We start from the raw sequence: 12,710 nt of genomic DNA, 5'->3' as shown, positions 1-12,710 counted from the left end.
GTGATGGCCGAAGTCACCAGTGAACTCATGTATGAACTTATGAAGCGCATTCATGCAGACCTGGGTGATCTCAAGCTAGGCCAGCGAGAGTTGAAAGCAGAGATAAATGCGATGCGGGGAACGATGGTTCCGCTGCATCAGGATATTCTCAACATAAATACAACTTTGGCGCGGCATGAGTTGCGCCTCGACCGTATCGAAAACCGCCTGGAACTGCGGGAGTTCCAGGAAGCCCAAGCAAGGTTTGAACCACAGCCATGAAGTCAGCCGTCGTCCAGCTCCCAGGCCTCAACCGCGATCGCGACATGATCGCCGCCCTCACCAAGATTTCCGGCAAGGCGCCGATCACCGTCTGGCAGACGGAGACGAGCATTCCCGATGACGTCGACCTGATCGTCATTCCGGGTGGTTTCTCCTACGGCGACTATCTGCGCTGCGGCGCAATCGCTGCCCGTATGCCGGTCATGCAGGCGATCAAGGAAAAGGCGGAAAAGGGCATCAAGGTTCTCGGCGTCTGCAACGGCTTCCAGATCCTCGTCGAGGCAGGCCTGCTTCCCGGCGCGCTGATGATGAATTCCTCGCTGAAATTCGTCTGCAAAGAAGTGAAGCTCGAAATCATCAATGCCGAGACCGACTTCACCCGCGCCTATGAAAAGGGCCAGGTCATCCGCTGCCCTGTCGCGCACCATGAGGGCAATTATTTCGTCGATCAGGAAACTCTGAAGTCGATGAACGGCAATGGCCAGGTCGTCTTCCGCTACGCCGAAGGCACAAACCCCAACGGCGCGATCGAAGATATTGCCGGTGTCGTCAATGCCCGCGGCAACGTTCTCGGCATGATGCCCCATCCGGAAAACCTGATCGAAGCCGCCCATGGCGGCAGCGACGGTCGCGGTATCTTCGCATCCGCGCTGGACGTCATCGCAGCCTGATCCTTACACGGGCGTCGGCAAAAAAGGCCGACGCTTGCTTTATCAGCCATTTTTGGGAACGCACGCAGATGGCCTGCCGCATTTCGACTGCAATTTCTGTAACCGTTCTCGCCGCAGCGCTGGCTGCGTGTCAGGCCAAGCCCGTTGTGCAATCCAGCCCTTCGGCGCTGGACATCATGGAAAAGGTTGCTGTTGCCGCAAACCGCTGCTGGTTCAAGTCAGGTGACGCTGCCTTCAAGTCCTACGCCTTCGCGCCGGAACTGTCGTCCTTCTCGGGACGTCCGCGCATCCTCCTGACCCGCAAGGGCTCATCCGACATTCGCCCGCTCCTCGTCGTCCAGGCGGAGGGCAAACCTGCGCGCCTCAGCGCCTTCGGCCCTGTAATGAACGAACAGCTCGGTACACGCGTTGGTGCCGACGTCAAGCGTTGGGCGGCCGGCAACAGCAATTGCTGACGTAAAAAGGCCCGTCCGGCGGTTGGGATGCCGGACAGGCCGCTTGCACCTGCTACAGGTGCCCGGTGCAATTCGCGCGAATGAGGGGACCAAGTTCGCGTTCGAAATTGCACTGAATATTTCAAGCCCGCATTCTCAGCCCAGGAACCAGGATTTCCCGGCTTCGCGCTTGGCTGCAATCCGCGTCACGCCGATATCCCGTAGCTGGCTTTCGTCCATATCAAGGAGAGCCGCCCGTCCTGAGCGCCGCGTCAACGCATTCTTCAGCGCATCGATCAATCCGGCAATGACACCCAATCGAACCGTCATGGTCGCTTCCGGTAGCAGATCCTTGGCGACATAGAAGGCCGCCTCGCGTTCGTAGCGATCGGGATAAATTGTATCTATTGTAACGAGATATTCGTCATACTTGCGCATTTCGCACCTGTTGGCGTTTCGTTGCATTGCCTGCATTGTGGATACATTGACTCAAAAAGCACCGCAATGTAATCATTGTCACTATGACAAAATGGCTTCCAGATCTTCAGGAGGGCTCCGGCCCGCTCTACACCCGATTGGCCGACCAGATGGAAAAGGCCATCGAAACCGGTGACTTGCCGTCGGGCAGCAAGCTTCCGCCACAACGAAACCTCGCCTACGATGTTGGGGTGACAATCGGCACGGTCAGCCGCGCCTATTCGCTTCTGCATGAACGCGGGCTGGTCAATGGCGAGGTCGGGCGCGGCACCTACGTCTTGAAGCGCGACGATGAAGGCGCGCAGGATGATCAATATCCCGTATCCACAAGCATTGCCGGCACACGGCCGCTGCAGGCTCCGTCGGGCAAGATCCGTTTCGACAGCACGGCCGCCCCCGATCTCGGCCAAAGCGAGACAATCGCGGAGATAACATCAGAAATCATGCGCGAGTGCCCGCACGACGTTGCCGGCTACACCCGCACCTCCCCGGATCATTGGCAGCAGGCCGGCGTTCGCTGGCTGAGCTATGGTGACTGGGCTCCCGCGCCAGACTCAATTGTCCCGACACTGGGCGCTCATGCCGGGATCATGTCGATCATTGCCGTCCTGACCAACCCGGGAGACAGGATCGCTTTCGAGCACCATACATATTCCCAGGTAAGCCGCGCCGCCGGCCTCGTCGGTCGACGAATATCGCTGGTCAATTCGGACGCACACGGCGTCATTCCGGACGATTTCGAGCGAGCCTGCGTGCAGGAGCATCCGAAGATCGCCTTCTTCATGTCCTCGGTGCAGAACCCGACCTTGGCAACCATGCCGCTCGAGCGGAGAGAAGCCATCGCTGCCATCGCACGCAAATACAATGTCTGGCTGATCGAGGACAATCTTTACGGCGCCATGGACAAGGGAGACATTCCACTGATCGCGACGCTCGCACCGGAGCGGACATTCGTTGTTGATGGCCTGTCGAAATCGGTATCCGCCGGCATCCGTGGCGGGTGGGTCGCCTGCCCGCCTCACTTAGCCCAGCGTGTACGGGTCGCGCACAAAATGACGACGGGCGGCATGCCTTTCCTCCTCGCCGAACTGAGTGCCCGCCTCGTGCTCAGCGGCGCGGCCGATGTGATCTGGGAGCGCTGTCGCGCGGAGATCAACGTCCGTGAAGCCATGGCCCGCGAAATTCTCGCCGGTTACGACCTCAACTCCAATCCCGACATTCCCTTCTTCTGGCTTAAGCTGCCGGATCCCTGGCTTTCCGCCACATTCAAGAATGCCGCTTATGCCGACGGCCTGTTGCTCGACGACGAAGCGGAATTCAAGGCAGGCAGGTCGGAAAAGATAATCCATCGCGTCCGCATCGGCTTTTCCTCGCCAAGCTCCAGGCAGGAAGTCAATGATGGCCTCAGGATCGTGCGAAGCCTGCTGGACAATGGCTCCGGCGGTTATGACAGCCTCGCCTAGAAGCAACCATCTGCGATTTCGAAACATAGCACGTAGCAATCCCCGGCCTTCATCCGGCCGGGCCGATTTTCCTGTCGCACTCGCGCGATAGTTAGGTTAAAGAGGCGCCAAAAGCCCCCGACCGGCAGCCATTCCAGGATAAAAGATGACGATCTCCAATTCCCGCCAGATCACCCCGGAACTCATCGCCTCTCACGGCCTCAAGCCGGATGAGTACCAGCGCATCCTTGATCTGATCGGACGCGAACCGAGCTTCACCGAGCTTGGCATTTTCTCTGCCATGTGGAACGAGCACTGCTCCTACAAGTCTTCCAAGAAGTGGCTGCGCACGCTGCCCACCAAGGGCCGTCGCGTCATCCAGGGACCGGGCGAAAACGCCGGTGTCGTCGATATCGATGATGGCGATGTCGTCGTCTTCAAGATGGAGAGCCACAACCACCCGTCCTATATCGAACCCTATCAGGGTGCGGCGACCGGCGTCGGCGGCATCCTGCGCGACGTCTTCACCATGGGCGCGCGTCCGATTGCAGCGATGAACGCCCTACGTTTCGGCGCTCCCGACCATGCCAAGACCAAGCATCTCGTCTCGGGCGTTGTTGCCGGTGTGGGCGGTTACGGCAATTCCTTCGGCGTACCGACCGTTGGCGGTGAAGTCGAGTTCGATCCGCGCTACAACGGCAACATCCTCGTCAACGCCTTTGCGGCAGGCCTTGCAAAGTCCGACGGCATCTTCCTCTCCGAAGCCAAGGGCGTCGGCCTGCCGGTCGTTTATCTCGGTGCAAAGACCGGCCGCGACGGCGTCGGCGGAGCCACCATGGCATCGGCCGAATTCGACGAGTCGATCGAAGAAAAGCGCCCGACGGTTCAGGTCGGCGACCCATTCACCGAAAAGTGCCTGCTCGAAGCCTGCCTCGAACTGATGAAGACCGGCGCGGTCATCGCCATCCAGGATATGGGTGCCGCCGGCCTCACCTGCTCGGCCGTCGAAATGGGCGCCAAGGGCGACCTCGGCATCGAGCTCTACCTCGACAAGGTCCCGGTCCGCGAAGAGCAGATGACCGCCTATGAAATGATGCTCTCGGAAAGCCAGGAGCGCATGCTCATGGTTCTCGAGCCGTCCAAGGAAGAAGTCGCCAAGGCGATCTTCGTTAAGTGGGGTCTCGACTTCGCAATCGTCGGCAAAACCACCGACGACCTGCGTTTCCGCGTCATTCATCAGGGCGAAGAAGTTGCCGACTTGCCGATCAAGGATCTCGGCGATCAGGCACCGGAATATGACCGTCCATGGATCCAGCACACCGTCCGCGACGCCCTGCCCGCTTCGCAGGTCGCAGAACCTTCCGATTACAACGACACACTCCTCAAGCTCGTCGGCTCGCCGAACCAGTCCAGCCGTCGCTGGGTCTGGGAACAGTATGACACGCTGATCCAGGGCAACTCGCTGCAGCTTCCGGGCGGCGATGCCGGTGTCGTGCGCGTCGAAGGCCATGCGTCGAAGGCGCTCGCCTTCTCCTCCGACGTTACCCCGCGTTACGTCGAAGCCGATCCGTATGAAGGCGGCAAGCAGGCGGTTGCCGAATGCTGGCGCAACATCGTTGCCACCGGCGCAGAGCCGCTGGCGGCCACCGACAACCTCAATTTCGGCAATCCTGAAAAGCCGGAAATCATGGGCCAGCTCGTCGGCGCCATCAAGGGCATCGGCGAAGCCTGCACCGCGCTCGACTTCCCGATCGTCTCCGGCAACGTCTCGCTCTACAACGAGACCAACGGCGTTGCCATTCTTCCGACCCCGACCATTGCCGGCGTCGGCCTGATGGGCGACTGGCAGAAGATGGCCCGTGTCGGTTCGGCAAAGGATGGCGACGTGCTGATCATGATCGGCACCGACGGCAGCCACCTCGGCTCGTCGATCTACCTGCGCGACGTGCTCGATTCGACTGATGGCCCTGCCCCGACGGTCGATCTCGTCGCCGAACGCCGCAACGGCGAATTCGTCCGTGCCGTCATCCGCAATGCTCAGGTCACCGCCTGCCACGACATTTCCTCGGGCGGCCTTGGCCTCGCTCTTGCCGAAATGGCAATGGCGTCGAACAAGGGCATGACGGTAAGCCTCGCCGACCAGCAGGGACCGGCACATGCGCTTCTCTTCGGCGAAGACCAGGCTCGTTATGTCATCGCCGTTTCGGCCGACCTTGCAAACTTCGTCCAGGCCAGCGCCGAAAGCGCCGGTGTTCCGTTCCGCACGCTCGGCAAGGTCGGCGGTGAAGCGCTGGTTGTCGAAGGCGTCGTCAACGTCGCCGTCAGCGACCTGACCGCAGCGCACGAAAAGTGGTTCCCATCCTTCATGGCCTAAACGCCTTCATGGCATAATTGCCTCGCAAGGTTCTGTGAATTGATGACAATGCCGGCGAAGAGTAATCTTCGCCGGCATTGTCGCTTTGACCGGGCCGAAAGTTTGAGGCAGTGTTCAAACGGACAAGCACCCGGCAGCGATTCCGGGAGAAACAAGAAGGACATAACTGCATGCCCATGCGACCCGGCGAAATCGAAGACATGATCAAGGCGGGCATTCCCGGCGCCAAGGTCACCATCAGGGATCTTGCAGGCGACGGTGATCATTACGCAGCCGAAGTCGTGGCGGAAGCCTTCCGCGGCAAGAGCCGTGTGCAGCAGCACCAGATGGTCTACGATGCGCTGAAGGGCAATATGGGCGGCGTGCTGCACGCGCTCGCGCTTCAAACCTCGGCTCCTGCGGATTGACGTCATGAACAGCCTCGTCAACCAGATCGTCACCGGCGTCGTCGAAAGCCTGGTCAAGGAACTGCTCGGCAAGTCGCACGGGAAGACGGCAAGCAAGCGCAAGAAACGCGCCGCAAAGCCAGCATCGACGACGACGAGTGCGACCAAGCGGAAGGCGGCAACCACGCGCAACGCCAAACCCGCTCGCAAGCAGGTTAGCAAACGCCGGACGACGGCCAGCCGTAGCAGGCAACGCAGCCGCTAGGTTTGCATCTTTTGCGCCGGGCATTTGGCATTCAGCGCTGGAATTAATAAGGCTGCCTTGCTATTTAAGGGCAACGCGCAGCGCAGCGGTCCTTGAAACCGCATGTGAAAGGATATGATATGAGCGGCATTAACGATCTCATCGACAACGAAATCAAGACCAACGACGTCGTGCTTTTCATGAAGGGCACACCGCAGTTTCCCCAGTGTGGTTTTTCCGGCCAGGTCGTCCAGATCCTCGACTACCTCGGCGTCGACTACAAGGGCATCAACGTTCTTGCAGACGCGGAAATCCGTCAGGGCATCAAGGACTATTCCAACTGGCCGACCATTCCGCAGCTCTACGTCAAGGGTGAGTTCATCGGCGGCTGCGATATCGTCCGCGAAATGTTCCAGTCCGGCGAACTCAAGAGCCATTTTGAAGGCCAGGGCGTAAACGTACGCGCAGCCTGAACGGTCAATCCGGACGACCAAGATTTTTAGGAAGGCGCCGCCCCCGCGGCGCCTTTCCCATTCTTAAGGAAATGGTTGTGACAAATCCTTCACAAAATCCGTCTGCGCGCCTTCAAGGCGTCGTCAAAACTGAATTCATTGCAATGATGGCGGCGCTGATGGCGCTGAATGCACTCGCCATCGACATCATGCTTCCCGGCCTGCAGCAGATCGGCGAATCGCTCGGCGTCGAAGACCCCAACCATCGCCAGTATGTGGTCTCTGCCTATCTGTTCGGCTTCGGCGTCGCACAACTGCTCTACGGGCCGCTTTCCGACCGGTTCGGTCGCCGCAAGCCGCTCCTGGCGGGCCTCGGGATCTATATCGTCTCCGCCATCGCCGTCGTTTTTATCCCAAGCTTTGCCGGCCTGCTGATCCTTCGCTTCATCCAGGGCCTCGGATCGGCCGCCACACGCGTGATTTCGGTTTCCATCGTTCGCGACGTCTATGGCGGCCGCGCCATGGCCGAAGTCATGTCGCTGATCATGATGGTCTTCATGATCGTCCCCATCATTGCCCCGGGAACCGGCCAGGTCGTCCTGTTCTTCGGCAACTGGCACCTGATCTTCGCGTTTATCGCCGTGGTCGGCATTATCGTCACCTGGTGGGTGGCAAGGCGGTTGCCCGAAACGCTGCATGAGGATGATGTGCGCCCGTTCACCGCTTCATCCGTGCTGGCCGGCTTCATCATCGTGCTGACCAACCGGGTGGCGCTCTGCTACACGCTCGCAAGCACGTTTATTTTGGGCGCCCTTTTCGGCTTCATCAACTCCGCAGAGCAGGTCTACAATCAAATCTACGGTCTTGGCGTCTGGTTCCCCGTGGCATTTGCAGCCGTCGCGGTCTTCATGTCCCTGTCGGCATTCCTCAACTCGCGGCTTGTCGGGCGCTTCGGCATGCGCCGCCTGTCGCATGGCGCGCTGATCGGCTTCATCACCACCACACTGATCTGGCTTCTCATCCAGATTTTTGGCCCGCAGCCCATGCCCTTCCCTCTGTTCCTGCTGCTTTTCGCGCTCACCATGTTCCAGTTCGGCTGGATAGCCTCGAACTTCAACTCGCTGGCAATGGAACCTTTGGGACATGTCGCCGGCACGGCATCGTCGGTGCTCGGCTTCATGGGAACCGTCGGCGGTGCTGCAATCGGCGCCTTGATCGGCCAGTCCTTCAACGATACGGCGCTGCCGATGGTCGCGGGCTTTTTCACCGTCTCGATTATCGGTCTCGTCTTCGTGCTGATCGGCGAAAAGGGCAAGCTGTTCCATCCGCACAATCCCAAGGTCTGAACAAGCTCAGCTCGCCTTTCCTGATGAACGGAGCGATTTTAGGACACACCGACAATTGAAAAGACCGCGGCGCTGATGGTGCCGCGGTCTTTTGCTGTTCACGGCTCGCCACGAAAAGGGAGCAGGCATCAGCACAAACAGAAAGGGCGCCCCGAAGGAGCGCCCTTTCCTTGAAAAATCGTCTGTCAAAAAGGTCTTACTGACCCTGCTTGGCGGCAGACTGAGCTTCTTCCAGCTTCTTGCGGGCTTCTTCAGCCTTCTTCTGCATGCCTTCTTCCAGCGAACGCTGGCTTTCAGCCAGCTGCGACTGGGTGATTGCCGGGCCGTCGAACGCGCCGGTAAAGCCACCGAGCGAAACCTTGATCGGATTCGGAGCGCGACGGAAGTTCATCGAGGTGAAGACGACCTCGTTGCCCTTCTTCAGGCTGGCGATCATGGCGTCGGTCAGCGGAACTTCAGCCGTGCACTTGTCCGGCAGGCAGACGGTGTAGTCGAGCTTCTGGCCCTTGCCGCCATCGATCTGCATGACGACGCCAGGAGGAACGAGACGCGCGGTCGGTACAGACACCTGAAGGATCTTGCGGTTGACCTTGCCTTCGAGCGTGATCAGGCCGACAGCGGTGATCAGCTGGCCGTTCTGTGCAAGGATAACGTTCTGCACCACGCAAAGGTCGCTATCTTCCTGCTTGGTGCAGGTCTTGAACCAACCGAGCGGAGGAGCGCCAGGCGCCGCCGGTGCTGCGGCCTGCTGCGCCGATGCCGCGAACGGCATGGCAGCCGTGCCAACGGTAAGAGCCAGAGCGGACATAGCCGTCCGCAGAACTTTGGTAGCCTTAAGATTCATAACGAGATCCGTCTCCTGAAAACCCTAGGACGCGGCAAAGCCTTCAATCCCTCGGGGCGTCGTTCTGATGTGTCACCTGAGGTTCAAATGAGGCTTTTGAATGACCCCATCTCTTGTGCCTCTGTTACATCGCGGCCGCTCCGATATCCAGCCCCTGCCGTGATTTTTGAACACACGTAAGCGGTAAACACCGCTGTTTTATGGAATGCACGAGGTTGGTCGCAGGGCAAGACTGGTCTATTTTGCGGCGAATCGGCGATACCTATCGGGGTTCTTATGCGGCACTATCTTATATTGTTGATTGCGGTCTTTCTGCCGTTACCGCTGGCAGCAGCCCCGGTTCACGGTATTGCCATGCACGGCGCGCCGAACCTGCCCGCAGACTATCGCAATTTCGACTACGTCAACCCCGAGGTAAAGAAGGGCGGTTCGGTTCGTTATGGCGTGGTCGGCACCTATGACAGCCTCAATCCCTTCAACCTCAAGAGCATCCGCACCACGGCCCGTGGCATCTGGGATCCGGCTTTCGGCAACCTGATTTACGAAACGCTGATGACCCGCTCGGGCAACGAACCCTTCACGCTTTACGGCTTGCTGGCGGAATCGGTCGAATGGGACGATCAGCGCACATTCATCCAGTTCAACCTGAACCCCAAGGCCCGCTGGTCGGACGGCCAGCCGGTAACGCCGGATGATGTGATCTTCTCGCTCGAAGTGCTGCGCGACAAGGGTCGCGTTCCCTTCTCATCGCGGCTCGACCGGATTTCAAAAATGGAAAAGGTCGGAGAGCACGGCGTGCGCTTCACCTTCAACGAAAAGGCCGACCGCGAATTTCCGCTGATCCTTGCAAGTTCCACCCCTATCCTGCCGAAACACGCGATCGACGCCGATTCGTTCGACCAGTCGACGCTGAAGCCGCCGATCGGTTCCGGCCCTTATCTGATCAGGACCGTCGCCCCCGGCGAACGCATCGTTTACGGGCGCAATCCGGATTACTGGGGAAAGGATATTCCGTCCAAGGTTGGCTTCGATAATTACGACCGGATCTCGGTCGAATATTTCCTGCAGGAATCGACAATGTTCGAAGCCTTCAAGAAAGGCGCAGTCGACGTCTACCTCGAAGGCAGCCCCACCCACTGGGAGCGCGCCTATGATTTCCCGGCCGCCCATAACGGTGACGTCATCAAGGATACGTTCACCCCGCAGCTGCCGACCGGCATGCTCGGCTTCGTCTTTAATACGCGGAGAGTTCTTTTTTCCGACGTTAATGTCCGCGCCGGCCTCTCTCTCGTCTTCGATTTCGAATGGGCAAACCGCAACCTGTTCGAAAATGCCTATACCCGCACCGAAAGCTTCTGGCAGGGCTCGCCGCTCTCCTCGCTCGGCAGACCGGCCGATGAGCGCGAACTGAACATCCTCGGTGCCGCGAAAGACCGAATCGAACAGGAAATGCTCGACGGCACCTATCACCTGCCGAAAACCGACGGCTCCGGCGCCGACCGCGTCATTCTCAAAAAGGCGGTCGATCTCCTGGCAATGGGCGGCTACACGATCAAGGACGGCAGGATGTCGGATGAGCGCGGCCGTCAGCTCTCCTTCGAAGTCATGGCGCAGACCGTGGACCAGGAAAAGCTCGCCATCACCTACCAGCGCAGTCTCAGGCTGATCGGTATCGACATGCGCATCCGCACCGTCGATGATTCGCAATATCAGGCCCGCTCGTCGAGCTTCGACTACGACGTGATCATCAAGTCCTATCCGTCCTCCCTGTCCCCCGGTATCGAGCAGATCGGCCGCTGGGGATCAACTGCGCGCGACGCTCAGGGCAGCTTCAATTTCGCTGGAACGGCAGACCCGGACATCGACCGCCTGATCGAGGCCATGCTGACGGCCCGCTCGAAGGAGGATTTCCAGGCATCGGTGCGGGCCTATGACCGGCTGCTGCTTTCCGGTCACTATATCGTGCCGCTCTATCATGTACCCAATCAATGGGTAGCGCGACGCAAGCATATAAGTTATCCCGAAATCTTGCCGCTCTATGGCTACCAGCTCAACACCTGGTGGGATAACCGGGCGCAATAAGTTTTCATATTTAGAGGATAGCGCCATGGAGCGTGTCACAATCGACCTCGTCTCGGATGTCGTCTGCCCCTGGTGTTATCTGGGCAAGGCGAGGCTCGAACTCGCCATCGCCGAAGTGCAGGGCGAAGTCGGCATTGACATCAACTGGCGCCCCTACCGGCTGAACCCGGACATCCCGCCGGAAGGCGTTGACCAGAAGGCCTATCTCGAAGCAAAACTCGGCGGCGCGGAAGCAGTCGCCCGTGGCCACGAGATGCTCACCAAGCTCGGCCTGGAAGTGGGCATTCGTTATAATTTCGAAGCGATAAAAATCGGACCGAATACGCTCGATGCCCATCGCCTGATCCATTGGGCCTCACTGGAAAGCCGAGAAATTCAGGATCGCGTTGTCACCGCTCTGTTCAAGGCGAATTTCGAAGACGGAAGAAATGTCGGTGACCACACCGTTCTTGCCGAAATCGCCGAAAGCTGCAGCATGAACCGCAAGCTCATCGAAAACCTGCTGGAGTCCGATGCAGACAAGGATGTCATTCTCGGCGAAATTGATGCAGCACAGAAGATGGGCGTCAATGGCGTTCCTTTCTTCATCATGGACGGGCAATATGCCATCAGCGGCGCCCAGACGCCCGACGTGCTTGCAGACGCGTTCCGCGACATCGCGAGACTCAAGGCCGAAGCCCGCAAGGGCATGATCTGATTTTCGAGAAAGACACGTTCGTGCAGAAAGATCAGACCCTCAAGGGTGTCCTCCTCGCCTTTGCGGCATTCGCCGCCTATGCCTTTAGCGACGCCAGCGTCAAGCTGATCGAGGGGCAGCTCAGCCCCTATCAGTCGTCGTTCCTCGGAGCGGCGTTCTGCCTGGTAGGCCTGCCCTTCATCATGAAGAAGGGAGATCGCTGGGCCGATATCTTCAATACGACCAACCGACCGCTCTGGTTCTTGCGCTTTGTTGCACAGGCTGGCGGCACCATCGGCAGCGTCACCGCATTCACCCATCTTTCGATGGCGGAAGCCTTTGCGCTGATCTTCCTCCTTCCTTCCTTCGTCACCATCATGTCGGTAATCTTTTTGAAGGAGAAGGTCGGCGTAAAACGTTGGTCCGCCGTCGTCATCGGCTTTATCGGCGTCATGGTGGTCCTTCGTCCAGGCTTCCGCGAATTGTCGATCGGCCATCTCGGCGCCGTCTTCGGCGGATTGAGCGGCGCCATCTCGATCGTCGTTTTCCGCGCCATGGGCCCGTCGGAAAAGAACATATCGCTTTACGGCGCAGGCGTGCTCGGAACGCTGGTCGTCTGCGGCGCCCTTGCCGTCCCCGGTTTTATGGCTCCGACCGCGATACAATGGCTCTGGCTCGCCGGTTACGGCCTGCTCGCAGCGCTTGCCGCCATCCTTCTCATGTATGCGGCAAATTACGCCCCTGCCACGCTGATCGGACCGACCCAATATAGTCAGATGATCTGGGCCGTAATCTTCGGCTATCTTGTCTTCGGCGACCATATCGATCTGCCCATGGTCATCGGCATCGTCCTGATCATCGGCTCTGGTCTTTTGACCCTGATGCGCGAGAAAGTCCGCGGCACGCCGCTTCCGCCCGCCGTTGCCCCCAACGCTCAGGCTGCAGCAATGATTGCGCCGGATGGCGGAGACAAGAAGTCCTGACGAGGCCGGGGATGATCCCGGCCCCGCTTCACGGTATT

General features: G+C 59.3%; 14 protein-coding genes. 12 read left to right on the top strand and 2 right to left on the bottom strand.

The genetic code is table 11. The annotated features are described in order from the left end of the window. The first annotated feature begins 3 nt into the window (after positions 1-3). From GGE33_RS06410 to GGE33_RS06400, 3 genes are all read left to right on the top strand, one after another. Entirely contained in the window at positions 4-261 is a 258-nt protein-coding gene (locus GGE33_RS06410; protein WP_183821632.1) for a hypothetical protein, read from the top strand. After that, on the top strand, positions 258-932 hold the full coding sequence (purQ, locus tag GGE33_RS06405; protein ID WP_183821631.1) for a phosphoribosylformylglycinamidine synthase subunit PurQ: 675 nt from the start codon (positions 258-260) through the stop codon (positions 930-932). Before GGE33_RS06410 ends, purQ begins: the two co-directional genes overlap by 4 nt. Before the next feature lie 68 nt (positions 933-1,000). Further along, complete coding sequence (locus GGE33_RS06400; RefSeq protein WP_183821630.1) at positions 1,001-1,387, top strand: hypothetical protein; 387 nt, start codon at positions 1,001-1,003, stop codon at positions 1,385-1,387. Between the two features lie 135 nt (positions 1,388-1,522). On the opposite strand, the gene GGE33_RS06395 is transcribed toward GGE33_RS06400, so the two are convergent. Then, complete coding sequence (locus tag GGE33_RS06395; RefSeq protein WP_183686070.1) at positions 1,523-1,804, bottom strand: DUF1127 domain-containing protein; 282 nt, start codon at positions 1,802-1,804, stop codon at positions 1,523-1,525. 83 nt (positions 1,805-1,887) lie between these two features. On the opposite strand from GGE33_RS06395, the gene GGE33_RS06390 reads away from it, so the two are divergent. The 6 genes from GGE33_RS06390 to GGE33_RS06365 all read left to right on the top strand — a co-directional run bounded on the left by GGE33_RS06390 (position 1,888) and on the right by GGE33_RS06365 (position 8,087). Beyond that, on the top strand, positions 1,888-3,306 hold the full coding sequence (locus GGE33_RS06390; RefSeq protein ID WP_183821629.1) for an aminotransferase-like domain-containing protein: 1,419 nt from the start codon (positions 1,888-1,890) through the stop codon (positions 3,304-3,306). Positions 3,307-3,451: 145 nt separating this feature from the next. Beyond that, entirely contained in the window at positions 3,452-5,659 is a 2,208-nt protein-coding gene (gene purL / locus GGE33_RS06385; RefSeq protein WP_148144293.1) for a phosphoribosylformylglycinamidine synthase subunit PurL, read from the top strand. Positions 5,660-5,829: 170 nt separating this feature from the next. After that, positions 5,830-6,066 carry a BolA family protein gene (locus GGE33_RS06380; protein WP_148144292.1) on the top strand — a complete coding sequence of 79 codons (237 nt, stop codon included), beginning with the start codon at positions 5,830-5,832 and terminating at the stop codon, positions 6,064-6,066. Positions 6,067-6,070: 4 nt separating this feature from the next. Next, a complete protein-coding gene (locus GGE33_RS06375) occupies positions 6,071-6,310 on the top strand; it encodes a hypothetical protein (protein WP_148144291.1) in 240 nt (79 codons plus the stop codon). A gap of 119 nt (positions 6,311-6,429) precedes the next feature. Then, positions 6,430-6,762, top strand: coding sequence for a Grx4 family monothiol glutaredoxin (gene grxD, locus GGE33_RS06370; RefSeq protein ID WP_183821628.1), 333 nt, complete (start codon positions 6,430-6,432; stop codon positions 6,760-6,762). A 71-nt stretch (positions 6,763-6,833) separates the two neighbouring features. Next, the gene (locus GGE33_RS06365; protein ID WP_183821627.1) at positions 6,834-8,087 is read left to right on the top strand and encodes a multidrug effflux MFS transporter; all 1,254 of its coding nucleotides are present in this window, start codon (positions 6,834-6,836) and stop codon (positions 8,085-8,087) included. Between the two features lie 196 nt (positions 8,088-8,283). On the opposite strand, the gene GGE33_RS06360 is transcribed toward GGE33_RS06365, so the two are convergent. Next, on the bottom strand, positions 8,284-8,931 hold the full coding sequence (locus tag GGE33_RS06360; RefSeq protein ID WP_148144288.1) for an invasion associated locus B family protein: 648 nt from the start codon (positions 8,929-8,931) through the stop codon (positions 8,284-8,286). A gap of 276 nt (positions 8,932-9,207) precedes the next feature. Between GGE33_RS06360 and GGE33_RS06355 the strand changes: the two genes are divergently transcribed. Genes GGE33_RS06355 through GGE33_RS06345 form a run of 3 tightly spaced genes read left to right on the top strand, consistent with a single transcriptional unit; the run spans position 9,208 to position 12,672 of the window. Continuing rightward, positions 9,208-11,013: an extracellular solute-binding protein gene (locus tag GGE33_RS06355; protein WP_183821626.1), complete on the top strand. Its 1,806-nt coding sequence runs from the start codon at positions 9,208-9,210 to the stop codon at positions 11,011-11,013. A gap of 25 nt (positions 11,014-11,038) precedes the next feature. Beyond that, the gene (locus GGE33_RS06350; RefSeq protein WP_183821625.1) at positions 11,039-11,710 is read left to right on the top strand and encodes a DsbA family oxidoreductase; all 672 of its coding nucleotides are present in this window, start codon (positions 11,039-11,041) and stop codon (positions 11,708-11,710) included. 20 nt (positions 11,711-11,730) lie between these two features. Then, positions 11,731-12,672, top strand: coding sequence for an EamA family transporter (locus GGE33_RS06345; RefSeq protein WP_148144285.1), 942 nt, complete (start codon positions 11,731-11,733; stop codon positions 12,670-12,672). The last annotated feature ends 38 nt before the right edge of the window (positions 12,673-12,710 follow it).

The sequence above is a fragment of the Aliirhizobium cellulosilyticum genome, assembly GCF_014198105.1.
GTDB classification, from domain to species: domain Bacteria; phylum Pseudomonadota; class Alphaproteobacteria; order Rhizobiales; family Rhizobiaceae; genus Neorhizobium; species Neorhizobium cellulosilyticum.
Note: the sequence above shows the minus strand (reverse complement) of the source record. Positions and strands in the feature narration are given on the sequence as shown.

Bases quoted from the DNA above. Each gene is read 5' to 3' on its own strand.
- GGE33_RS06410 (WP_183821632.1), top strand. From the start codon at position 4: ATGGCCGAAGTCACCAGTGAACTCATGTATGAACTTATGAAGCGCATT.
- purQ (WP_183821631.1), top strand. From the start codon at position 258: ATGAAGTCAGCCGTCGTCCAGCTCCCAGGCCTCAACCGCGATCGCGAC.
- GGE33_RS06400 (WP_183821630.1), top strand. From the start codon at position 1,001: ATGGCCTGCCGCATTTCGACTGCAATTTCTGTAACCGTTCTCGCCGCA.
- GGE33_RS06395 (WP_183686070.1), bottom strand. From the start codon at position 1,804: ATGCGCAAGTATGACGAATATCTCGTTACAATAGATACAATTTATCCC.
- GGE33_RS06390 (WP_183821629.1), top strand. From the start codon at position 1,888: ATGACAAAATGGCTTCCAGATCTTCAGGAGGGCTCCGGCCCGCTCTAC.
- purL (WP_148144293.1), top strand. From the start codon at position 3,452: ATGACGATCTCCAATTCCCGCCAGATCACCCCGGAACTCATCGCCTCT.
- GGE33_RS06380 (WP_148144292.1), top strand. From the start codon at position 5,830: ATGCCCATGCGACCCGGCGAAATCGAAGACATGATCAAGGCGGGCATT.
- GGE33_RS06375 (WP_148144291.1), top strand. From the start codon at position 6,071: ATGAACAGCCTCGTCAACCAGATCGTCACCGGCGTCGTCGAAAGCCTG.
- grxD (WP_183821628.1), top strand. From the start codon at position 6,430: ATGAGCGGCATTAACGATCTCATCGACAACGAAATCAAGACCAACGAC.
- GGE33_RS06365 (WP_183821627.1), top strand. From the start codon at position 6,834: ATGGTTGTGACAAATCCTTCACAAAATCCGTCTGCGCGCCTTCAAGGC.
- GGE33_RS06360 (WP_148144288.1), bottom strand. From the start codon at position 8,931: ATGAATCTTAAGGCTACCAAAGTTCTGCGGACGGCTATGTCCGCTCTG.
- GGE33_RS06355 (WP_183821626.1), top strand. From the start codon at position 9,208: ATGCGGCACTATCTTATATTGTTGATTGCGGTCTTTCTGCCGTTACCG.
- GGE33_RS06350 (WP_183821625.1), top strand. From the start codon at position 11,039: ATGGAGCGTGTCACAATCGACCTCGTCTCGGATGTCGTCTGCCCCTGG.